Origin of the sequence: Nocardioides sp. cx-173, from assembly GCF_021117365.1 — a bacterium.
In the GTDB taxonomy this organism is placed as follows: Bacteria; Actinomycetota; Actinomycetes; order Propionibacteriales; family Nocardioidaceae; genus Nocardioides.
The window spans coordinates 370,806-392,283 of record NZ_CP088262.1; the positions used below are offsets into that span (position 1 = coordinate 370,806).

The following is a 21,478-nucleotide window of genomic DNA, read 5'->3' on the forward strand; positions in this document are numbered from 1 at the left end:
CCACGACCAGGAGGACCAGATGACCCACCGCACCCTCGCCCGCCAACGCACCGACGACGGCATCACCACCGCGGAGTACGCGGTCGGCACCGCGGCCGGGGCCGGCCTCGCGGGCCTGCTCTACAAGCTGCTCACAGGCGGCTTCGGCGACCGGCTGCTCAAGACGCTGTTCGATCACGTGCTCGGGCTGCTGGGCATCGGATGACCCGGCGCACCGAGCGGGGCGCGGTCACCGCCGAGGCGGCCCTGACCCTGCCGATCCTGGTGGCGGTCACCGTCGGGCTGGTGTGGCTGCTCGCGGTCGGTGCCGCCCAGGTCCGTGCCGTCGACGCCGCGCGTGAGACGGCGCGGTCGGCCGCCCGTGGCGACACCGACGCCGAGGCGGTCGCCGCCGGCGAGCGGGTCGCGGTGCCGGGCAGCACGGTCAGCCTCAGCCGCCGAGACGGCAGCGTCGTCGCGGTGGCCTCAGGCCGGGTCGAGGGGCCTGGTGGGCTGTTCGGGTTCCTGCCCGGAGCACGGGTGCGCGCCGAGGCCGTGGCCCTCGACGAGGAGGAGGCCGCGCCGTGAGCGCCCGACCCGACGAGCGCGGTGCGGCCACCGTGTTCGCCGTATCCTGTCTCGCGCTGCTGCTCCTGCTGGGCGCCGCACTGGGGGTGGTGACCGCGCTGGTCGCCGCGCACCGCGCAGCGCAGGGAGCAGCTGATCTGGCGGCGTTGGCCGGCGCCGAGACCCTGGGGCGCGGCCGCGACCCGTGCACCGCCGCCGCCGCCACGGCGGCAAGCAACGGCGGCGCGCTAGCGGCGTGCGAGGTCGACGACCGCGACGTGGTCGTGGAGGTGCGGGTCGAGGGGCCCCACTGGCTCGGTCAGTCCGCCGACCCGGTCGCCCGGGCGCGAGCCGGTCCGGCGGCGCGCTGAGCCGAGCGCGGCGGACGAGCGCGCATGTGGGTGCGGACCTTGTCCAGAAGCCGGGTGAGCTCCGCACGGTCGGCGGCCGTCAGGGGATCGAGGAGGATGTCTCGCACGACCTCCATGTGGCCGGGCAGCACGGCCGACAGGCGGCGTCGGCCGGCGTCGCTCAGCGCGAGGACCTTGCTGCGCTCGTCATCGACGGCCTGAGCGCGGGTGAGCAGTCCCGCGCGCTCGAGCATGTGGGCCTGGTAGGTGAGGCCGCTGCGGCTGAGCACCAGCCGGTCGGCCAACGCGGTCATGGTCTGGGTCCCGTCGAGCGCCTCCTCCAGGACGGCCAGGATCTGGAACTGCACGAAGCTGAGATCGCCGTCCTCCCGCAGCTGGTGCTCGACGCCGTGCTGGACGAGCGAGGACACCTCCAGCAGCGCGAAGTAGGCCGCGAACTCGGGGGGCGGGGTGGGCATGCCCGCAGAGTATCGCTTCGAATTCGCAATAAAACGACGGTCGCGGGTGTTTCGAATTCAAACCATCTACAGGAGGTCGTCATGCACGCCATCCGCTTCACCACCTACGGAGGACCCGAGGTCCTCGAGCTCGCCGAGCTGGCTGCGCCGACTCCGGGCCCCGGGCAGGTGCTCATCCAGGTCGCCGCCACGACGTTCAACCCCGTCGACGCCACCATCCGGGCGGGCTACCTGCGCGATCAGTTTCCGCTCGAGCTGCCGCATGTCCCGGGCATCGACGTCAGCGGCACCGTCACGGAGGTCGGCCGAGGCGTCGACCAGGCACTCGTCGGCACGGAGGTGGTGGCCTTCCTCCCGATGAACAGGCCCGGGGCGGCCGCCGACTACGCCGTGGCCCCTGCCGAGCTGGTCGCCACTGCTCCTCGCACGGTAGGGCTGGCCGACGCGGCGGCACTGCCGTCGGCCGGTCTCACGGCCTGGCAGGCCCTGGTCGAGCACGCCGACGTGCAGCCCGGTCAACGGGTGCTCGTCAACGGCGCCGGGGGAGGGGTCGGCGGCTTCGCCGTCGCCCTCGCCACTCACCTCGGGGCACAGGTCGCCGCGACCGCCAGCCCCCGCAGCGCCGACGCGGTGCGCAGCGCCGGGGCCCATGAGGTCATCGACTACACCACCACCTCGGTTGCCGAGGCCCTGGCAGGCGAGGTCGACGTGGTCCTCAACCTGGTCCGCAACGCCCCCGAGGAGCTCGCGGCGCTACGTCAGCGGATCTCCCCCGGAGGTGTCCTCGTGTCCACGACCACCCTCGCGGAGCCCGACCCTGGCCGGGACGTGCGCGCGGTCGCCGTGTTCGTGCGCAGCGACGCGGCGCAGCTGGCCCACCTGACCTCGCTCCTCGACAAGGGCGTGCTTCGGCTGGACATCGGCGCGCGGTACCCGCTCGCCGACCTCGCCCGGGCGCACGCCGACGGTGAGGCCGGCCGACTGCGCGGTCGAACGGTGGTCGCGGTCGCGGGCTGACACGCGACAACCGGACGACCGGGGTGCTCAGATGCGCGGGCGGTCCCGGTCGTCCTCGTCGAGGTCGCGGCGACGCTCGGCCTCCGCCCGGTCCAGCTTGTCGGACAGCTCGTTGAGCTTGTTGGTCTCACGGCGCTTGGCCAGCTGCCGCCTGGCGGCGAACTTGGTGACCGAGATCCCGAAGAGGATCGCGACGCCGGCCCCTACCCCGAGGAGGAACAGCAGCAGCGCGCTCACCTCCGTGCCGAGCAGCTCGAGCTGGCCGGCGGCGGTCACCTCGGCGGTGAAGATGGCGGCGACGATGAGCAGCGCGCCGCCCGCGACCAGCAGGAGTCCCAGGATCAACATGGGGGGAGGCTACTCGTCGCGAGAGCCGTCGAGCAGCACCTCCAGCAGGCGGGCCGCTCCCACCTTGTCGAGGGGGCTGTTCTGGTTGCCGCACTTGGGTGACTGGATGCACGACGGACAGCCCTCGGCGCACGCGCAGGACTCGATCGCCTCGCGGGTGGCCCCCAGCCAGGCACGGGCGGCCTCGAAGCCGCGCTCGGAGAAGCCGGCGCCGCCGGGATGGCCGTCGTAGACGAAGACCGTCAGCTGGCCGGTGTCGCCGTGCAGGGCGGTGGAGACCCCGCCGATGTCCCAGCGGTCGCAGGTCGCGAAGAGGGGGAGCAGCCCGATGGAGCAGTGCTCCGCCGCGTGCGCCGCGCCGGGCAGGTCCGCGGTCGTGAGCCCGGCGTCGGTGAGCAGGTCGTCCGGGACCGTCCACCAGACCGCCGTGGTGCGCAGCGCCCGCTCCGGTAGGTCGAGCAGCTCCTCGCCGATCACCTCGCCGCTGGGCTGGCGGCGCTTGAGGTAGGAGACGACCTGGTGGGAGACGTCCACCTCGCCGAGCGAGAGCCGTGCCCGCCCCCAGGCCTGGTGTCGCCGTTCCTCGACGATGGTGATGTCGGTGATCTCTCGCGCCGACGTGGAGTAGCCGGGGTCGGCCCGGGACATGACCGCGACGTGCTCCTCGAGGTCCAGCGTCTCCACCAGCCAGGTCTCGCCGCGATGCACGTAGACGGCGCCCTCGTGGGCCGTGCTGTGCACCCGCCCGCCGTCGACGGTGCCGACGACGCGGCCGGTCTCGGCCTCGACGAGCTGCACCGGTGCGCCCCCCACCGATCGGATGTCGGTCAGGTCAGCAGCGCGTCGTCGGTCGGTCCAGAACCACCCGCGGGGCCGACGGCGCAGCAGCCCCGCCTGCACGAGACCCTCCACGACGTCGCGCGCGGTGTCGCCGAAGAGCGGCAGGTCGGCGTCGGTGAGGGGGATCTCCTGGGCTGCGGCACACAGGTGCGGGCCCAGCACGTAGGGGTTGTCGGGGTCGAAGACGCTGGCCTCGACCGGGCGCCCGAACAGCGCCTCCGGGTGGTGCACGAGGTAGGTGTCGAGAGGGTCGTCGCGCGCCACGAGGATGCCGAGGGCGTCCTGCGCTCCGCGGCCGGCCCGGCCCACCTGCTGCCACATGGCCGCGCGGGTGCCCGGGAAGCCCGCCATCAGCACCGCGTCCAGCCCGGCGATGTCGATGCCCAGCTCCAGCGCATTGGTGGCGGCCAGGCCGAGCAGGTCGCCGGCGCGCAGCGACCGCTCGATCGCCCGCCGCTCCTCGGGCAGGTAGCCGCCGCGATAGGCCGCGACCCGCCCCGGCAGCGAGGGGTCGACCTCGGCCAGCAGCTCGGCGGCGGTGAGGGCCACCTGCTCGGCGCCGCGCCGCGATCGCACGAAGGCGAGGGTGCGGACCTCCTCGGAGACCAGGTCGGCCAGCAGGTCGGCGCACTCCGAGGAGGCGGCCCGCCGGACCGGGGCGCCGTGCTCGCCGGCGTAGGAGGTGAACGGCGGCTCCCACAGGGCGAGCGACACCTCGCCCCGGGGAGAGGCGTCGTCGGTGACGGCGCGGACGGGCAGCCCGGTCAGCCGGCCCGCGGCGGTGGCGGGCTCCGCGACGGTGGCCGACGCCAGGACGAACGTCGGGTGGGCGCCGTAGTGGGCGCAGATGCGACGCAGCCGGCGCAGCACCTGGCTGACGTGGGCCCCGAAGACGCCGCGGTAGTGATGGCACTCGTCGACCACGACGTAGCGCAGCTGCCCGAGGAACGCCGACCACCTCGCGTGGCCCGGCAACAGCGATCGGTGCAGCATGTCGGGGTTGGTGAGGACGTACTCGCCATGGTCGCGGGCCCAGTCGCGCTGGTCGCGGCCGCTGTCACCGTCGTGGGTCGTCACCCGGACATCGAGCCCCAGCGAGGTGATGCTGGCGAGCTGGTCCTGGGCGAGCGCCTTGGTGGGCGCGAGGTAGAGCACCGTCGCCCCCCGCTGGCCGCGGCTCCCGCGCGAGCGGCGTACGGCGCTCAGTGCAGGCAGCTGGTAGGCCAGCGACTTGCCGGAGGCCGTGCCGGTGGAGAGCACGACGTGCTCGCCGGCGTGGGCGGCGTCGGCGGCCTCCAGCTGATGGCGCCACGGGCGGGACACGCCCGTGGCCACGAACGCGTCGCGCACGTCGCTCGCAACCCATCCCGGCCACTCCGCCTCGATGGCGGGACGCGCCGGGACGGTCTCCAGGTGGGTCAGTCGCCCCTCGCGACCCGGGCCCGCGGCCAGCCTTCGCAGGCGCTCGGATCCGCTGTGCGCGCGTGCTGAGGCGGTCGAGGTCACCGGTCCAGTGTGGCAAAGGCCGCCGACATCGTGGCGCGACGGCCGCCCGGGCGACGGCCCTGAGAGCCGGTTTGAGACAGAGGCACGCACGGACCTGTTGCTTCTTTGTGCAGGCGAGCGGTCGGCATGGTTTGATATTCCTGGCCGGGTGTCGGGCAGGCTGCCCGCGTACGGCGACGAATTCAGTGCCTGGTGGGAGAGAACGTGGATCTGACCCTTGAGACGCGCGAGGTCGGTGGGCGCACCATCGTGGCCGTCGGCGGCGAGATCGACGTCTACACCGCCCCCAAGCTGCGTGACCGCATCACCGAGCTGGTGGCCGACGGCGTCTACGACCTCGTGATCGACATGGAGGCTGTGGAGTTCCTCGACTCCACCGGTCTCGGCGTCCTGGTCGGCGGCCTGAAGAAGGTCCGTGCCCACGACGGCTCGCTGCAGCTGGTCTGCAACCAGGACCGGCTGCTCAAGATCTTCCGGATCACCGGTCTCGCCAAGGTCTTCGTCATCCACGAGTCGGCCGAGGCCGCGCTCGCCTGAGCCGACACGCCCGAGTGGCGTGGCTCACACCTTCTGTCCTTCCTGCACACGCGCGTGCGTAGACTCCGCACGTTCCGTGACCTGAGCCACACCGTCGGCTCGTACTGATCTCTTCGCAGGAGGAAGCACATGGCCGGGATTCATCCCGCTGTCGTGGACGTCTCCGGCGGCAACCTCGTCCTGGTGCTCGTCGTCGCCCTGATCGCGCTCGGCGCGCTGGCGATGGCGTTCATGTTCCGCCAGGAGGTCCTTGCTGCCGACGATGGCACCGACAACATGAAGAACATCGCCCAGGCCATCCAGGAAGGCGCCAACGCCTACCTGACCCGGCAGTTCCGGACGCTGGCGATCTTCGCCGCCATCGCGTTCTTCGCGCTGCTGGCGCTGCCCGCCGACGATATCGGCGTGCGCATCGGGCGCTCGATCTTCTTCCTCGCGGGCGCCGGCTTCTCCTCGGCGGTCGGCTACCTCGGCATGAACCTCGCGGTGCGCGCCAACGTGCGCGTCGCCGCCGCGGCCAATAAGCCCGGCGGTCGCGAGCCGGCCATGACCATCGGCCTGCGCACCGGCGCCATGGTCGGCATGCTCACCGTCGGCCTCGGCCTGCTCGGTGCCAGCGTCGTGGTCGTGATCTTCAAGGACGAGGCGCCCCACGTGCTGGAGGGCTTCGGCTTCGGCGCCGCGCTGCTCGCCATGTTCATGCGCGTCGGCGGCGGCATCTTCACCAAGGCCGCTGACGTCGGCGCCGACCTGGTCGGCAAGGTCGAGCAGAACATCCCCGAGGACGACCCGCGCAACGCCGCCACCATCGCCGACAACGTCGGCGACAACGTGGGTGACTGCGCCGGCATGGCAGCCGACCTCTTCGAGTCGTACGCCGTCACGCTGGTCGCCGCGCTGATCCTCGGCTCGCAGGCGTTCGGGGACAAGGGCCTGGTCTACCCGCTCCTGATCCCCGCCATCGGCGCGCTCACCGCGGTCGCCGGCGTCTACCTCACCCGGCCCAAGGTCGGGGAGAGCGGTCTGACCACGATCAACAAGGCGTTCTACATGTCCGCCGGCATCTCCGCCGTGGCCTGCGTGATCCTGTCCTTCGTCTACCTGCCCACCAGCTTCGAGGACTTCGAAGGCGTCGGCATCAACACCCTGGACCTGATCTCCGGCGTGCCGGAGGGCAACCCGGCGCTGATCGCCTCCGTGGCCGTCGTCATCGGGATCGTGATGGCCGCCGGCATCCTGGCGCTCACCGGCTACTTCACCGGGACCGAGTACAAGCCAGTCAAGGACGTCGGCAGGACCTCGCTCACCGGCGCCGCCACGGTGATCCTCTCCGGTCTCTCGGTCGGCTTCGAGTCGGCCGTCTACACGACGCTGGTCATCGGCGCCGCCGTGTTCGGCGCGTTCCTGCTCGGCGGTGCGTCCCTGACGGTGTCGCTGTTCGCGGTCGCGCTCGCCGGCTGCGGCCTGCTGACCACCGTGGGCGTCATCGTCGCCATGGACACCTTCGGGCCGGTCTCCGACAACGCCCAGGGCGTCGCGGAGATGTCCGGGGACGTCAGCCCGGAGGGCGCGCAGATCCTCACCGACCTCGACGCGGTCGGCAACACGACCAAGGCCGTGACCAAGGGCATCGCGATCGCGACCGCCGTACTCGCGGCGACCGCGCTGTTCGGCTCCTACGCCACCTCGGCGATCGATGCGCTCGAGGACGCCGGCGCGCTCGCCGACGAGGGCGCGCTCGCCGAGCTGGCCGGCTTCTTCGTGTTCGACCCCTCGGTGCTCGTCGGGGTGCTCCTCGGCTCCGCGGTCGTGTTCCTGTTCTCCGGCCTGGCGATCAACGCCGTCGCCCGCGCCGCGGGCGCGGTGGTCTACGAGGTGCGCCGCCAGTTCCGCGAGATCCCCGGGATCATGGAGGGCACCGGCCGGCCGGAGTACGGCAAGGTCGTCGACATCGTCACCAAGGACTCCCTGCGCGAGCTCACGACACCCGGCATCCTCGCGGTGCTGGCGCCGATCGCCGTGGGCTTCGGCCTGGGCGTGACGGCCCTGGCCGGGTTCCTCGCCGGTGCCATCGGGACGGGCACGCTGATGGCGGTCTTCCTCGCCAACGCGGGCGGCGCCTGGGACAACGCCAAGAAGCTGGTCGAGGACGGCCACCACGGCGGTAAGGGGTCGGAGGCCCACGCGGCCACCGTCATCGGCGACACCGTGGGCGACCCGTTCAAGGACACCGCCGGCCCGGCCATCAACCCGCTCATCAAGGTGATGAACCTGGTCTCCCTGCTGATCGTCAGCGCCGTCGTCTCCCTGAGCGTCGGCGAGGACGAGAACGACGTCGCCCGGATCCTGATCGCCCTCGTGGCGACCGCGATCATCGTCGGCGCCGTCTATGTCTCCAAGCAGCGAGAGTCCACGATCGGCGACGGCTCCGGCACCCCGCCGGCACCGCTTCCGCCCCAGCCCACCATCACGGACCCGACCCGACCCACCCCCACCGTGTAGCGGCCCGTCCCCCCGCTGACCCGTCAGAAACTTTCTGACGGGTCAGCGGCATTTGTGGTGAGTTTCTGACGGGTCAGCGGGGGGTGGGAGGATGCCGGGATGCCCGAGCCCCTCGACTTCACCGGCCCGCTGCGCGACTCCCTGGAGCAGGCGGGGTTCACCTACGACGGGGTGCGCGAGCTGCTCGGGAGCGAGGCGCACGACGCGCTGATGCGCAATGAGACCACCCCCGGCCGGCGGCGTACCGCGGGTGCCAGTGCGGTCGAGACGCTGGTGCGGCTGTTCCTGCTGCAGGTGCCGGTGGCGCGCGAGGCGGCCGAGCGGGCGCTGCCCGGCCAGGTCGACCGGCTGGCCGCCGAGGGGCTCCTCGAGCAGAGCGTCGGCGAGGTCGCGGCGCGCCTCGACATCCGCCCGTACGCCGCCGACGACACCGACCTGTGGGTCCTCAGCGACCTGACCCCGGGACTGGACGGCGGGCCGCAGCGGGTGGGCGCCGACCACGTGCTCGGCATCAGCGGCGCCTCGTCCTCGCTGGCCCAGCTGACCCTGCGCGAGCCGGTCGGCCGCGCCCTCGACCTCGGCACCGGGTGCGGCGTGCAGGCGCTGCACCTGGCCGCCCACAGCGACCGGGTGGTCGCCACCGACGTGAACGCCCGCGCGTTGCGGCTGACCCGCCTCAACGCCGCGCTCAACGGCGTGGCCGACCGGGTCGAGGTGCGCGACGGGTCGTACTTCGAGCCGGTCGCCGGTGAGCGGTTCGACCTGATCGCCACCAACCCGCCGTTCGTGATCTCGCCGGGCACGGGGGAGCGGCTGGTCTACCGCGACTCCGGCCTGCCCGGCGACCGGGTCGTCGAGGACATCGTCCGCGCCGCGCCCGCTCACCTCACCGAGGGCGGCTGGTGCCAGGTGCTCGCCAACTGGGTGATCTCCCGCGAGCGGCCCTGGGACGAGCGGCTCGGGGGCTGGCTGGCCGGCGACTGCGACGCGCTCGTCGTGCAGCGCGAGGTCGTCGACCCGGCGACGTACGTCGAGCTGTGGCTCAAGGACGCCGGTCTGCACGGCACGCCCGGCTACCTCGAGCGCTACGACACCTGGCTCTCCTGGTTCGACGAGCAGGGCGTCGAGGCGATCGGCTTCGGCTGGGTCAACCTCCGGGCCTCGGGCGGCGGCCCGGGGGAGAGCCAGGTGGTGAGCGAGCTGCTCGACTGGCCCTACGAGGTCGAGCAGCCGATCGCCCCCGCGATTCGGGCCTGGGGCGCGGCCGCGCACGCCCGGGTCGATGCGGACAGCCGCCTGGTGACGCGCGAGGACGTGCGCCAGGAGACCGTGGGGCCGGCCGGTGCCGAGGACCCGGAGGTGATCGTGCTGCGCCAGCAGCGAGGCCTGCGCCGCGCCCGCCAGGTCGACACCGTGGAGGCGGCCCTCGTCGGTGCCTGCGACGGCGAGCTGACCCTGGGCCAGATCCTCGACGCGGTCGCCCAGCTCACCGACGCCGACGCCGGGCAGGTCCGCGCGACGTACCTCCCGGTCGCCGGCGAGCTCGTCCGAGAGGGCTTCCTCGAGCTGGCCTGAGACGTCTGCCGGCTCCGGAAGCAGTCACGCCATCGCGGATCGGGTGATCCGCGATGGCGTGAGGCACTGCTCGGTGGCCCGTCAGGCTCGGGTCACACCTTGATCTTCAGCACCTTCTTGCCGGGCTTGACGGCGCCCGGGCCGACGTACTTGATCGTCAGCTTGTGCTTGCCCTTCTTGAGCTTGAGCTTGAGGACGCCCTTGCCCTTGCTCTTGGCGGTGAGCTTGAAGGTGCCGACCTTCTTCTTGCCGTCGAACACGGTGATCCTGCCGGTGGCCTTGGGCACGCCGGACACCTTGACGGTGACCGTGAGCTTGCCCTTCTTGAACTTCCCGGAGACCGCCGAGGGCGCCTTCTTGATCGCCGCGGTCGGCTTGCTCGCGTAGACCGCAGGCGCCATGACGCCGTCGGGGTCGTCGATCTGGATCCGGTAGCTGAGCCTCTTGCCCACAGCCGAGGCCGGCACCTTGAACTTCTCGCCGTAGTTGCCCAGGGTGAAGGAGTCGGCCGGCTTGCCGTTGAGGAACCACTCGATGAAGGCGTTGTCCTTGCCGAAGTCCGGGCTCCACGTGCCGAACGTCGTGGTCAGCACCTGGCCGTAGACCGGCTTGCCGGTCAGCTTGGGCGCCTTCAGCATCCTCGGCGCCGGCAGCAGCAGCTGCACGTCGTCGACGACGTTGCCGGCCAGCTCCAGGCCCGGGGCGCTGAGCCGGCCGTCGAGGCCGACCGTCAGGGTCACCGGCGTCCCCGGGGCGTCGAGGTTGGCCAGCGGCGTCGGCTGGTAGCCCGCCTTGGTGAAGGCGAGCCGGTAGCTGCCGGGCAGGAGCATCAGCTTGTAGACGCCGGCGTCACCCAGGGGCGAGCCCGCGTCGGGGTCGGGCCCGGTGGCGCCCGTGACCTTGTGGCCCGCGGGTGTCGGGCTCACCGGGGTGGCGGTCACCGTGACGCCGCTGAGCGGGGTGTAGTCGGGGTCGTAGACGGTGCCCTTCACCGGGTGCGGCACGCTGGCCGAGGCGACGGACAGGGTCACCGAAGCGAGACCCGAGACCGGCGTGTCGTTGGCGGAGAAGGTGCCGTCGTTGGCGACCTTCACCAGGGCCGGGGTCGTCCCGCCGTAGAAGGCACTGGTGTACGTCGTCCCGTCGTTGAGGTCGTCGACGTACTGGATCCGGTAGGTGTCGACCGGCAGGTTCAAGGTGAACGCGCCGTTGGGGCCGGACTTGGCGGTCCTGGTGGTGGCTCCGCTCATCGGGGTCGCGATCACCGTGATCTGGTCCAGCCCGGCGCCACCCTCCTTGAGGACCGTGCCGGTCAGCGCCGAGGTCGCGGTGCCCACCAGGGTGATCGAGCCGAGGTCGTTGCCCTCGACCTCGGTGTCGGTGACGGTGACCAGGCCGTTGAGCGCCACCGTCACTGTCGCGGTGCGCTCGCCGTCGCCGACGTAGGCGCCGGCGGCGAAGCCGCGAGCGGCGGCGACGTTGATCGTGTAGGACCCGGCCTTGAGCGCCAGCCGGAAGCGGCCGTGGTCGCCCAGATCGCCGTCGGCGCCGGTGTCGGCCGTGGCGGCGACGGTGGAGGTGCCGGCCCGCGTGGCGGTCACGGTCAGGCGGTCGATGCCGTCGCCGTTGACGTCGACGACCTCGCCCACCACCGGGTGCGGGGTCTCAGGCGACGACGGCGGCATGACGATGTCGGGCAGCGGCGCGGGCTGCCCGCCGACGCTCACGGCCCCACCCCGTGCCACGGTGACCGTCGCCGGCACGGCGTTACCGCCGAGCCAGGTGGTGTCGTAGGAGGTGGCGTCGCCGTTGGCGTCCGTGGCGCGCACGGTGTAGGTCCCCGCTCGCAGCGAGAGGGAGTACCCGCCGGCCGAGTTCGTGAGGGCGGTCGGCGCCACGGCCACGCCGTCCGCGTCGAGGGCGGTCACGGTGATGGCGTTCAGCGGAGCCCCGCCGGTGGCGGTGACCCGCCCGCCGACCGGGTACGCCTGGGTGGCCAGCTCGACGTCGTTGAGCCGGTTGGAGGTCAGGGCGTCGGCCGGGGTGACCGACAGGGTGCCGTTGTTGGAGACGCTGATGGTCGCGGTGACGTCGTCGGAGGTGTACTTCTGGGTCACGAAGCCGGGCGCGGAGAACTCGACCTCGTAGGTGCCGGGCAGCACGCTCACGCTGTAGGCGCCGGCCGCGTCGCCGGAGCCGGAGGTCGTGCCGGTGTGGACGCCCGAGGTGACTCCGGCGCCGGTGACCGTGACGGTGGCCTCGTTGACGCCTTCGTCGAAGGCGTCCACCAGGCGGCCGGCGATGGGGAACCTGGTGCCCTCGGCCACGGTCGTCAGGGCGATCGCGCCCGTGGGGGCGTCGGCGCCGTCGACGACCACGGGGGCGTCGTCACCGAACCAGCGCGGGGAGTAGGAGGGGTGCGCCAGGTACAGCTGGTAGCGGCCCTTGGGCACCGAGAACGAGAAGGCGCCGGCGCTGTTGGTGGTGGTGGTGCCGAGTGCTTCGCTCTCGTCACCGGCGGCGAACAGCGACACCGAGACGCCGGACAACGGGGCGCCGCCCGCGGCGGCGACCGCGGTGCCGCTCAGGGTGCGGGTCTCCACCGAGGCCAGCGTCACGGTGTCCAGCTCGTTGTTCTCGTACGGCTCGTCGTCGCCGGAGGCGGTGATGTCGCCCTGGGCGTTCACCACCAGGACCTCCGCCGGGTCGCCGCCGTAGAACGTCGAGACGAAGCCGCTCTTGCTGAAGCCGAGCGTGTAGCTGCCCGCCCTGGGCAGCGTGAGCGCGTAGCCGCCGTCCGCGGCGGTGTCGACGGGGGTGCCCACCGCGACATTGCCCTCAAAGGCCGTGACGGTGACGCCCGAGAGCGGGGCGTCGAGGGCGTCGGTGACGACGCCCTGCGCCTGGAAGGCGACCGCGTGCGCCGGTGCTGCGATCAGCAGCTGGCCGAGTGGGAGCACCAGCAGCATCGCGAGGAGCGCGACGAGCGGGCGGGATAGATGGCGTGCGACGGACGACATGTGTGTTCCTCTGGAGGACGGTCAACGGTGGTGGACGACTGTGCACCCGCCCGATACCAGGGCCGCACGGCCCAGATACTCGCGCACAGACCGGGGTCCCGGAGGCGCTTTCGCAGATTCCGCCTCCGGGCGGCCGAACGGGGCTGAGTCGGGTCGACGCGCTACCGTGACTGGCCGTGGGCCCCTCCCCGGCCCGACACGGCACGAGGCAACGCACGAAGAAAGAGCAGCAGTGGCACACAAGTTGGTGATCGTCGAGTCCCCGGCGAAGGCCCGCACCATCGGCGGGTACCTCGGCGACGGCTACGTCGTCGAGTCGTCGATCGGGCACATCCGAGACCTCCCCAACAACGCCGCCGACACCCCGGCCAAGATCAAGGACAAGCCTTGGGGCCGCCTGGCCGTCGACGTCGAGGACGGCTTCACCCCCTACTACGTGGTGCCGCGCGACAAGAAGGCGCACATCTCCAAGCTCAAGAGCCTGCTCAAGGACGCCGACGAGCTCTACCTCGCCACCGATGAGGACCGCGAGGGCGAGGCGATCGCCTGGCATCTGCTCGACGAGCTGAAGCCCAAGGGCATCCCGGTGCACCGCATGGTCTTCCACGAGATCACCAAGGCCGCGATCCTGGCGGCCGTCGAGAACCCTCGTGAGATCAACGACGACCTGGTCGAGGCCCAGGAGGCCCGCCGCATCCTGGACCGCCTCTACGGCTACGAGGTCTCCCCGGTCCTGTGGAAGAAGGTCATGTCCGGCCTCTCCGCCGGTCGGGTGCAGTCGGTCGCCACCCGCCTGGTCGTCGACCGCGAGCGCGAGCGGATGAAGTTCCGCATGGCGTCCTACTGGGACCTCGAGGGCACCTTCGACGCCGGCGCCAAGCACGAGCAGCGGATGTTCCCGGCCAAGCTGCACTCCCTCGACGGCACCCGCGTCGCCCGCGGGTCCGACTTCGGCCAGGACGGCCTGCTCAAGGACCCCAGCAAGGTCGTGCACGTCGACCGGGCGCGGGCCGAGGCCCTGGTCTCCGCGCTCGCCGACTCGACGTACGAGGTGCGCTCGGTCGAGTCCAAGCCCTACAAGCGCTCGCCGTACGCGCCCTTCCGCACCACCACGCTGCAGCAGGAGGCCAGCCGCAAGCTCGGCATGAGCGCCTCGGCCGCGATGTCCGTGGCCCAGCGGCTGTACGAGAACGGCTTCATCACCTACATGCGCACCGACTCCACGACCCTGTCGGACGGCGCCGTCAACGCCGCCCGGTCCCAGGTCCGCGAGCTGTACGGCGCCGACTACCTGCCCGACTCGCCGCGCACCTACGCCTCCAAGGTGAAGAACGCCCAGGAGGCGCACGAGGCGATCCGTCCGGCCGGCGAGACCTTCCGCACCCCGGCGCAGACCGGGCTCACCGGTGAGCAGTTCCGCCTCTACGAGCTGATCTGGATGCGCACGGTCGCCTCCCAGATGAAGGACGCCGTCGGCCAGTCGGTCTCCGTGCGCCTCGGCGGCACGGCCGCAACCGGCGAGGACGTCGTGTTCTCCGCGAGCGGCCGCGTGATCACCTTCCACGGCTTCCTCAAGGCCTACGTCGAGGGCACCGACGAGGGTGCGGCCAAGGACGACGCCGAGACCCGACTCCCGGCCCTGGCCGAGGGCGACTCCGTCTCGGCCGCCTCGGTGACGGCCTCGGGCCACGAGACCAAGCCGCCGGCGCGCTACACCGAGGCGACCCTGATCAAGGAGCTCGAGGAGCGCGAGATCGGCCGCCCGTCGACGTACGCCTCGATCATCGGCACCATCCTCAACCGCGGCTACGTCTACAAGAAGGGCACGGCGCTGGTCCCGGCCTGGCTGGCGTTCAGCGTCACCCGGCTGCTCGAGGAGCACTTCCCGCGCCAGGTGTCCTACGAGTTCACCGCCACCATGGAGACGGTCCTCGACGACATCGCCGGGGGCCGCAAGGACCGGGTCTCCGAGCTGGGCGAGTTCTACTACGGCTCCGACGACGTGAAGGGTCTGCACGCGCTCGTGCACGAGCTCGGCGACATCGACGCCCGGGAGCTGGCGACGTTCCCGATCGGCGACCCCGAGCTCGGGATCAACCTGCGCGTGGGCCGCTACGGGCCCTACCTCGAGGGTCCTGACGACGAGGGCAACCCCGCCGGCAAGCGGGCCAACGTGCCCGACGACCTGCCGCCCGACGAGCTCACGGTCGAGAAGGCCAAGGAGCTGTTCGCCAACCCGGCCGGCGAGGAGATCGAGCTCGGGACCCACCCCGAGACCGGCCTGCGGGTGGTCGCGAAGAACGGCCGCTACGGCCCCTACGTCACCGAGGAGCTGCCCGAGGACGCGAAGAAGAGCGACAAGCCGCGCACCGGCTCGCTGTTCAAGTCGATGTCGCTGGACACGATCTCGCTGGACGACGCGGTCAAGCTGCTGTCGCTGCCGCGCGTGGTCGGCACCGCCGAGGACGGCGAGGAGATCACCGCGCAGAACGGTCGCTACGGGCCGTACCTGAAGAAGGGCACCGACTCGCGCTCGCTGACCAGCGAGGAGCAGCTCTTCACGATCACGCTGGACGAGGCGCTGAAGATCTACGCCCAGCCCAAGCAGCGCGGCCGGGCGGCGGCGGCACCGCCGCTCAAGGAGCTCGGCAACGACCCGGTGTCGGGCCAGCCCGTGGTCGTGAAGTCGGGCCGCTTCGGCGAGTACGTCACCGACGGCGAGTACAACGCCACGCTGCGCAAGGACGACACGGTCGAGTCGATCACCATCGAGCGTGCCGCGGAGCTGCTCGCCGAGCGTCGCGAGCGCGGCCCGGCCAAGAAGACGGCCAAGAAGGGCGCGAAGAAGGCGCCGGCGAAGAAGGCCGCGACGAAGAAGGCCCCGGCGAAGAAGGCCGCGACGAAGAAGGCGGCCGCCAAGAAGACGGCCGCCAAGAAGGCGGCCAAGAAGGCCTGAGCCGCCAGCGAGCCGACCTGCGTTGGATTGCGTCGGCGGGGCCCCGTAGGTTCGGTGGGTGAGCTCGCCCGGCGTCTACACCCGCACCGGCCTGTTCGTCTGCTTCGAGGGCGGCGAGGGGTCCGGCAAGTCGACCCAGTCGCGCCGCCTCGCCGCGGAGCTCGAGGAGGCCGCCTACGACGTGGTGCTGACCTTCGAGCCGGGCGACACCGAGGTGGGCCGGGCGCTGCGCGGCATCGTGCTCAGCCCCGAGACCGGCGAGCTGTCGGACCGCACCGAGACGCTGATCTACGCCGCCGACAAGGCCGAGCACGTCGACACCGTGGTGCAGCCCGCGCTCGACCGGGGCGCCGTGGTCATCACCGACCGGTACGTCGACTCGGCGCTGGCCTACCAGGGCGCCGGCCGGCCGCTGCCGGTCACCGAGGTGGAGCGGGTCATGCGCTGGGCCACCCACGACCTGCGGCCGCACCTGACCGTCGTACTCGACCTCGAGCCGGAGGCCGGCCTGGGCCGCTTCGAGGAGCGCGACCGGATGGAGGCCGAGTCGCTGGAGTTCCACCAGCGGGTGCGCGAGGCCTTCCTGAGGATGGCCGGCGCCGACCCCGAGCACTACCTGGTCCTCGACGCCCGCGCCGGCGTCGACGAGATCGCCGACGCCGTGCGCGCGCGGGTGACGCCGCTGCTCGACCAGGCCGCCCGCCGGGAGCGGGCATGACCGCCACAGCCGTCTGGGACCGGCTCGTCGGCCAGCGGCACGCCGTCGAGGCGCTGAGCACGGCCGCGGGCGGTCACGGCATGAGCCATGCCTGGCTGTTCACCGGTCCCCCCGGCTCGGGGCGCTCCAACGCCGCCGTCGCGTTCGCCGCCGCGCTGCAGTGCGAGCAGGGCGGGTGCGGCACCTGCCACGAGTGCCACACGGTCCTGGCCGGCAGCCACGCCGACGTGTCGGTCGTGCGCACCCAGAAGCTCTCCATCGGGGTCGACGAGGTCCGCGACCTGGTCCGGCGCGCGGCCCTCGCCCCGGCCGGGCGCCGCTGGCAGATCATGATCGTCGAGGACGCCGACCGACTCACCGACCAGGCCTGCAACGCGCTGCTGAAGGCGATCGAGGAGCCCACCGACCGCACGCTGTGGATGCTCTGCGCGCCCACCGTGGAGGACGTGCTGCCCACCATCCGCTCGCGCTGCCGCCTGGTCACGCTGGCCACCCCGAGCACCGGCGAGGTCGCCTCCTTCTTGGTCCGCACCGAGGGCGTCGGCGAGGCGCTGGCGGCCTACGCCGCACGCGCCAGCCAGGGCCACATCGGCCGCGCCCGGGCGCTGGCGCGTGACGAGGCCACCCGCAACCGGCGCCGCGAGATCGTGTCGCTGCCCGCCCGGCTCACCTCGCTAGGCGCGTGCATGAACGCCGCCGCCAACCTCGCCGAGGTGGCCAAGGAGGAGGCCGACGCGATCACCGGCGACCTCGACGCCGCCGAGAAGGTCGACCTCGACACGACCTATGGCGTCGTGGAGCGCGGCCGGCGTCCCCGTGAGTACGCACCGGCCCTCTCCGCGCTCGAGAAGTCCCAGAAGACCCGCGCCAAGCGGCGCCAGCTCGACGTGGTCGACCGGGGCCTGATGGACCTGGTGTCGGTCTACCGCGACGCCATCGCCGTCGGCGTGGGCGCTGAGGGGCCCCTGGTCAACGAGGAGATCCGCGGCGACATCGAGCAGATCGCGGCCTCCTCGACCCCGGAGCTCAACCTGCGGCGGATCTCGTGGATCTTCGAGGCCCGCGAGCAGATGCTGGAGTTCAACGTGCCGGTGGCGCTCGCGCTGGAGTCCATGATGGTGGCGCTCAAGGTGCCGGAGAGGGGCAGGCCATGACCCGCACCGTGAGGATCGTCGTCGTCGCGCTGATCGTGCTGGCGCTGATCGGCTCCGGCTGGCTGGGGGTGATGTACCTCCTCCTGGGTGACGACTCCGACGGCGGCTCGGCCGACCCGTCGCCGACGGTCGTCACGACCTCACCGGCAGAGGGCGCCACCGACGCCCCGAGCCCCGGACTCGCGCCGTACTACTCCCAGCAGATCGACTGGGAGGCCTGCGGTAGCAACCAGTGCGGCACGCTCACGGTCCCCGTCGACTACCGCGACCCCGGCGGCGAGACGATCGAGCTGAACCTGCTCAAGGTGCCCGCCGGCGACCCCGAGGCCCGCGTCGGCTCGCTCGTGGTCAACCCCGGCGGGCCGGGTGCCCCCGGCACGTCGTACGCCGAGCAGGCGCGCCAGGTCTTCCGGGAGCCGCTGACGCAGGCCTTCGACGTCGTGGGCTTCGACCCGCGCGGCACCGGCCGCTCGGCACCCCTGGACTGCCTGCCCGACGACGAGCTGACCGAGTTCCTCGCGGTCGACCCGGCCCCCGACGACGCCGCCGAGGAGCAGGAGCTGGTCGACGACCTGGCGGACTTTTGGCAGGGCTGTGCAGAGCGCTCCGACACCCTCGTCGGCCACGTGACCACCGCCGAGACCGCGCGTGACATGGACGTCCTGCGCGCCGCGCTCGGCGAGGCGTCGCTGTACTACCTGGGAGCCTCCTACGGCACCAAGCTCGGCGCCACCTACGCCGAGCTCTTCCCCGACCGGGTCGGACGCTTCGTGCTCGACGGGGCCGTCGACGTCGGGCTCCCCTCCCGCGCCCAGAGCCTCGGCCAGGCCCGCGGCTTCGAGGTCGCGCTGCGCGCCTACGTCGAGGACTGCGTCGAGAAGGGCGACTGCGTGCTCGGCGACTCCGTCGAGGAGGGCCTGGACACGATCTCCGAGCTGATCGACGACATCGACGCCGAGCCGCTGCCCACCTCCGACGGGCGCGAGCTCACCGTGGGCAGCGCGTTCTACGGGATCGTGACGCCGCTCTACAACCGCGACTACTGGCGGCTCCTCGACCAGGGCCTCTCGACCGCCCTCGAGGGCGACGGCACCACGCTGATGCTGCTGGCCGACGCCTACGCCTCGCGCCAGGGCGGTCGCTACCTCGACAACAGCACCGAGGCCATCTATGCGATCAACTGCCTCGACGACCCCTACTACGTCGAGCCGGACGAGGTCGAGGCGCAGGTCCCCGCGTTCGAGAAGGTCTCGCCGACCTTCGGCCGGGTCTTCGCCTGGGGCCTGGTCAACTGCAAGGGCATCGAGGTCGCCTCCAGCGAGCCGCCCCTCGACATCCGCGGCGAGGGCGCGCCGCCGATCCTGGTGGTCGGCACCACCCGCGACCCCGCCACGCCGTACGAGTGGGCGGTCGCGCTCGCCGAGCGCCTCGAGTCGGGCGTCCTCCTCACCCGCGACGGAGACGGGCACACCGCCTACAACGCCGGCAACGAGTGCATCGACACCACGATCGAGGACTACCTGATCGACGACGTCGTGCCCGACGACGGCACGGAGTGCTGAGCTGCGGCGGTGCCGGTTTCGCGCCACCCGCGCGCGCTCCGTATACTTCCGCAGGCTGCCCGAGCACGACCGGGCGGCAGGCCGCCTTAGCTCAGTCGGTAGAGCGAGTCACTCGTAATGACTAGGTCGTCAGTTCGATTCTGACAGGCGGCTCCGATGCCCCGGGGACCCGAGACCTCGGGGCATTTCTGACCGGCGGAGACGCAGGCGTGAAGCGCTCTGTCGATCCGGTGGCCGACAGGCGGCCGGGCCCTTGTCGCTGTCCATCGAGCGACGGGTGGTCTGCATCAGCCTCCCTCTACGTGGTGCTCATCGGCACGTCGGGTGGGTGCTGCCCACGAGGCCAGCAGGCGGAGCCGTTCGGCGGAGGGCGAGCCGGGCTCGGCGGTGTGGACCATGAGCACGAGTCCCGGCTCGGCGGTGATGGCGAGCTCCTCGTAGGCGAGGGTCAGCTCCCCGACGACGGGGTGGTGGAACCGCTTGGTGCCGGCTCCGTGGGTGCGGACGTCGTGGTCGGCCCACAGTCGCCGGAACGTCTCGCTCTGGGTGGAGAGCTCACCGACGAGGTCCTGGAGCCCGCGGTCGTGCGGGTCGCGTCCGGCCTCGGTGCGAATGATCCCGACGCACATCTGCGCCAACAGATCCCAGTCGGGGTAGAAGTCGCGGGAGGCGGGGTCGAGGAACTGGAACCTGGCGAGGTTAGGCACCCGGCCACCGTCGCCGATCACGGGTGAGTAGAACGCGCGGCCCAGTGCGTTGGTGGCGAGCAGGTTCTGGCGTGGGTCGCGGACGAAGGCGACGCCGTCGGTGATCGAGTCCAGCGCCCACCGCAGGCTCGGCCGGGAGGCGGCCCTGCTGGGGGTACGGCGGCGCTGCCGTCCCGAGGTCGGGATGCCGTCGGCGGCACGCGCCAGGTCCAGGAGGTGGGCGCGCTCGGTCTCGTCGAGCTGCAGGGCGCGGGCCAGGGCGTCGAGGACGCCGGCGGAGGCACCGGCGATCTGGCCGCGCTCGAGGCGGGCGTAGTACTCGACGCTCAGACCGGCCAGTGAGGCGACCTCGCTGCGGCGCAGCCCGGGCACGCGGCGGCTGCCCGAGGTCGGGAGCCCCACCTGGTCCGGGGTGATCCGCGCGCGACGAGTGGTGAGGAACTCGCGCACTTCCTGACGGTTGTCCACGCCCTCGAGCCTAGGCCGCGCTCGGGTCGGATCGGCCCGCGAAGGATGCCCTGTCGGTACACCCATCGACAGTGACTTCCTGCCCGTCGCCCGGCCGGGTTGACTCGAGGTCGCGGCGCCGGGTCGGCGCCGCCAGCACCGAACGGACGTCATGAAGAGGAGCAGGCCGCGATGCGTCAGGTAGTCATGTACGGGCCCGGGGACGTCCGGGTCGAGGAGCGCGAGGACCCCAGGATCATCGAGCCGACCGATGCGATCATCCGTCTTTCGGCGACCTGCATCTGCGGCAGTGACCTGTGGCCCTACCGGGGCGCCGAGCCGGTCGACCACCAGGTGATGGGGCACGAGTACGTCGGCGTCGTGGAGGAGGTCGGCTCCGCGGTCCGCACCGTGAAGGTCGGCGACTTCGTCGTCGGCTCGTTCTGGGCCTCCGACAACACCTGCGAGATCTGCCGGGCCGGCTACCAGGCGTACTGCACGCACCGGGTGCTGATGGGCACCCTCGGCACGCAGTCCGAGCTGGCGCGCATCCCGCTCGCCGACGGGACTCTCGTCGCGACCCCGGGGATGCCGGGCCCGGACCTCATTCCGTCGTTGATGGCCGCCTCCGACGTGCTCGGCACCGGCTGGTTCGCCGCCGCCGCCGCCGAGGCCGGCCCGGGCAAGACGGTCGCGGTCGTCGGTGACGGCGCGGTGGGTCTGCTCGGCATCCTGGCCGCCCGGCAGCTCGGCGCCGAGCACATCATCGCGTTCAGCCGGCACGCCGACCGGCAAGCGCTGGCCCGCGAGTTCGGCGCGAGCGACGTCGTCGAGGAGCGTGGCGAGGCCGGTGTCGCGAAGGTCAAGGAGCTCACCGGTGGGCTTGGTGCCCACTCCGTCATCGAGGCGGTCGGCACCCAGGAGGCCATGATGCAGGCGATCCACTCCACCCGCCCTGGTGGGCACGTCGGGTTCGTCGGCGTCTCCCACGACGTCGCGATCCCCGGTGACGAGCTGTTCATGGCCGGTGTCCACATCCACGGCGGTCCGGCCCCGGTGCGGCAGTACCTGCCGGACCTGATCCAGCTCATCTGGGACCGCACCATCGAGCCGGGCAAGGTCTTCGACCTCACCCTGCCGCTCGACAGGGCCGCCGAGGGCTACCAGGCCATGGATCAGCGCACCGCCACCAAGGTCCTGCTGACCCTGTGAGC

17 protein-coding genes and 1 tRNA gene are annotated in these 21,478 nt (G+C 72.0%); 13 read left to right on the top strand and 5 right to left on the bottom strand.

The genetic code is table 11. From position 1 onward, the window contains the following. Positions 1–19 precede the first annotated feature (19 nt). Genes LQ940_RS01755 through LQ940_RS01765 form a run of 3 tightly spaced genes read left to right on the top strand, consistent with a single transcriptional unit; the run spans position 20 to position 917 of the window. Positions 20–205 (top strand): DUF4244 domain-containing protein, encoded by a 186-nt coding sequence (locus tag LQ940_RS01755; protein ID WP_231240891.1) that lies wholly within the window; start codon positions 20–22, stop codon positions 203–205. After that, positions 202–567 (top strand): TadE family protein, encoded by a 366-nt coding sequence (locus LQ940_RS01760; protein ID WP_231240890.1) that lies wholly within the window; start codon positions 202–204, stop codon positions 565–567. The genes LQ940_RS01755 and LQ940_RS01760 overlap by 4 nt, the downstream gene beginning before the upstream one ends. Continuing rightward, the gene (locus LQ940_RS01765) at positions 564–917 is read left to right on the top strand and encodes an Rv3654c family TadE-like protein (protein ID WP_231240889.1); all 354 of its coding nucleotides are present in this window, start codon (positions 564–566) and stop codon (positions 915–917) included. The genes LQ940_RS01760 and LQ940_RS01765 overlap by 4 nt, the downstream gene beginning before the upstream one ends. Here the strand turns inward: LQ940_RS01765 and LQ940_RS01770 are convergent. Continuing rightward, positions 866–1,375: a MarR family winged helix-turn-helix transcriptional regulator gene (locus LQ940_RS01770; RefSeq protein ID WP_231240888.1), complete on the bottom strand. Its 510-nt coding sequence runs from the start codon at positions 1,373–1,375 to the stop codon at positions 866–868. The two genes, LQ940_RS01765 and LQ940_RS01770, sit on opposite strands and share 52 nt — an antisense overlap. Before the next feature lie 81 nt (positions 1,376–1,456). Here LQ940_RS01770 and LQ940_RS01775 point away from each other — a divergent pair, with 81 nt between their 5' ends. Next, positions 1,457–2,392, top strand: a complete 936-nt coding sequence (locus LQ940_RS01775) for an NADP-dependent oxidoreductase (protein WP_231240887.1) — start codon at positions 1,457–1,459, stop codon at positions 2,390–2,392. Between the two features lie 27 nt (positions 2,393–2,419). Here LQ940_RS01775 and LQ940_RS01780 read toward each other — a convergent pair whose 3' ends face one another. Both LQ940_RS01780 and LQ940_RS01785 read right to left on the bottom strand, forming a co-directional pair. Beyond that, positions 2,420–2,740: a hypothetical protein gene (locus LQ940_RS01780; protein WP_231240886.1), complete on the bottom strand. Its 321-nt coding sequence runs from the start codon at positions 2,738–2,740 to the stop codon at positions 2,420–2,422. A gap of 9 nt (positions 2,741–2,749) precedes the next feature. Continuing rightward, positions 2,750–5,086, bottom strand: coding sequence for a DEAD/DEAH box helicase (locus tag LQ940_RS01785; RefSeq protein ID WP_231240885.1), 2,337 nt, complete (start codon positions 5,084–5,086; stop codon positions 2,750–2,752). Positions 5,087–5,290: 204 nt separating this feature from the next. Between LQ940_RS01785 and LQ940_RS01790 the strand changes: the two genes are divergently transcribed. The 3 genes from LQ940_RS01790 to LQ940_RS01800 all read left to right on the top strand — a co-directional run bounded on the left by LQ940_RS01790 (position 5,291) and on the right by LQ940_RS01800 (position 9,700). Continuing rightward, positions 5,291–5,623 (top strand): anti-sigma factor antagonist, encoded by a 333-nt coding sequence (locus tag LQ940_RS01790; protein ID WP_231240884.1) that lies wholly within the window; start codon positions 5,291–5,293, stop codon positions 5,621–5,623. A 129-nt stretch (positions 5,624–5,752) separates the two neighbouring features. Continuing rightward, a complete protein-coding gene (locus LQ940_RS01795) occupies positions 5,753–8,125 on the top strand; it encodes a sodium-translocating pyrophosphatase (RefSeq protein WP_231240883.1) in 2,373 nt (790 codons plus the stop codon). A gap of 99 nt (positions 8,126–8,224) precedes the next feature. Beyond that, entirely contained in the window at positions 8,225–9,700 is a 1,476-nt protein-coding gene (locus LQ940_RS01800; protein ID WP_231240882.1) for a N5-glutamine methyltransferase family protein, read from the top strand. Between the two features lie 92 nt (positions 9,701–9,792). Here LQ940_RS01800 and LQ940_RS01805 read toward each other — a convergent pair whose 3' ends face one another. Then, positions 9,793–12,720 (bottom strand): carboxypeptidase regulatory-like domain-containing protein, encoded by a 2,928-nt coding sequence (locus tag LQ940_RS01805; RefSeq protein ID WP_231240881.1) that lies wholly within the window; start codon positions 12,718–12,720, stop codon positions 9,793–9,795. A 232-nt stretch (positions 12,721–12,952) separates the two neighbouring features. Here LQ940_RS01805 and topA point away from each other — a divergent pair, with 232 nt between their 5' ends. The 5 genes from topA (at position 12,953) to LQ940_RS01830 (ending at position 19,263) form a co-directional block, all read left to right on the top strand. After that, positions 12,953–15,676, top strand: a complete 2,724-nt coding sequence (topA, locus tag LQ940_RS01810; protein ID WP_231240880.1) for a type I DNA topoisomerase — start codon at positions 12,953–12,955, stop codon at positions 15,674–15,676. 58 nt (positions 15,677–15,734) lie between these two features. Next, the gene (tmk, locus tag LQ940_RS01815) at positions 15,735–16,394 is read left to right on the top strand and encodes a dTMP kinase (RefSeq protein WP_231240879.1); all 660 of its coding nucleotides are present in this window, start codon (positions 15,735–15,737) and stop codon (positions 16,392–16,394) included. Next, positions 16,391–17,548 carry a DNA polymerase III subunit delta' gene (locus LQ940_RS01820; RefSeq protein ID WP_231240878.1) on the top strand — a complete coding sequence of 386 codons (1,158 nt, stop codon included), beginning with the start codon at positions 16,391–16,393 and terminating at the stop codon, positions 17,546–17,548. The genes tmk and LQ940_RS01820 overlap by 4 nt, the downstream gene beginning before the upstream one ends. Then, entirely contained in the window at positions 17,545–19,110 is a 1,566-nt protein-coding gene (locus LQ940_RS01825) for an alpha/beta hydrolase (RefSeq protein WP_231240877.1), read from the top strand. Before LQ940_RS01820 ends, LQ940_RS01825 begins: the two co-directional genes overlap by 4 nt. An 80-nt stretch (positions 19,111–19,190) precedes the next feature. After that, positions 19,191–19,263, top strand: a tRNA-Thr gene (locus LQ940_RS01830). Between the two features lie 134 nt (positions 19,264–19,397). Here the strand turns inward: LQ940_RS01830 and LQ940_RS01835 are convergent. After that, positions 19,398–20,285 (bottom strand): helix-turn-helix transcriptional regulator, encoded by an 888-nt coding sequence (locus LQ940_RS01835; RefSeq protein ID WP_231240876.1) that lies wholly within the window; start codon positions 20,283–20,285, stop codon positions 19,398–19,400. Between the two features lie 171 nt (positions 20,286–20,456). Between LQ940_RS01835 and LQ940_RS01840 the strand changes: the two genes are divergently transcribed. Next, positions 20,457–21,476: a zinc-dependent alcohol dehydrogenase family protein gene (locus tag LQ940_RS01840; RefSeq protein WP_231240875.1), complete on the top strand. Its 1,020-nt coding sequence runs from the start codon at positions 20,457–20,459 to the stop codon at positions 21,474–21,476. The last annotated feature ends 2 nt before the right edge of the window (positions 21,477–21,478 follow it).

Bases quoted from the DNA above. Each gene is read 5' to 3' on its own strand.
- LQ940_RS01755 (WP_231240891.1), top strand. From the start codon at position 20: ATGACCCACCGCACCCTCGCCCGCCAACGCACCGACGACGGCATCACC.
- LQ940_RS01760 (WP_231240890.1), top strand. From the start codon at position 202: ATGACCCGGCGCACCGAGCGGGGCGCGGTCACCGCCGAGGCGGCCCTG.
- LQ940_RS01770 (WP_231240888.1), bottom strand. From the start codon at position 1,375: ATGCCCACCCCGCCCCCCGAGTTCGCGGCCTACTTCGCGCTGCTGGAG.
- LQ940_RS01775 (WP_231240887.1), top strand. From the start codon at position 1,457: ATGCACGCCATCCGCTTCACCACCTACGGAGGACCCGAGGTCCTCGAG.
- LQ940_RS01780 (WP_231240886.1), bottom strand. From the start codon at position 2,740: ATGTTGATCCTGGGACTCCTGCTGGTCGCGGGCGGCGCGCTGCTCATC.
- LQ940_RS01795 (WP_231240883.1), top strand. From the start codon at position 5,753: ATGGCCGGGATTCATCCCGCTGTCGTGGACGTCTCCGGCGGCAACCTC.
- LQ940_RS01800 (WP_231240882.1), top strand. From the start codon at position 8,225: ATGCCCGAGCCCCTCGACTTCACCGGCCCGCTGCGCGACTCCCTGGAG.
- LQ940_RS01805 (WP_231240881.1), bottom strand. From the start codon at position 12,720: ATGTCGTCCGTCGCACGCCATCTATCCCGCCCGCTCGTCGCGCTCCTC.
- LQ940_RS01820 (WP_231240878.1), top strand. From the start codon at position 16,391: ATGACCGCCACAGCCGTCTGGGACCGGCTCGTCGGCCAGCGGCACGCC.
- LQ940_RS01825 (WP_231240877.1), top strand. From the start codon at position 17,545: ATGACCCGCACCGTGAGGATCGTCGTCGTCGCGCTGATCGTGCTGGCG.
- LQ940_RS01840 (WP_231240875.1), top strand. From the start codon at position 20,457: ATGCGTCAGGTAGTCATGTACGGGCCCGGGGACGTCCGGGTCGAGGAG.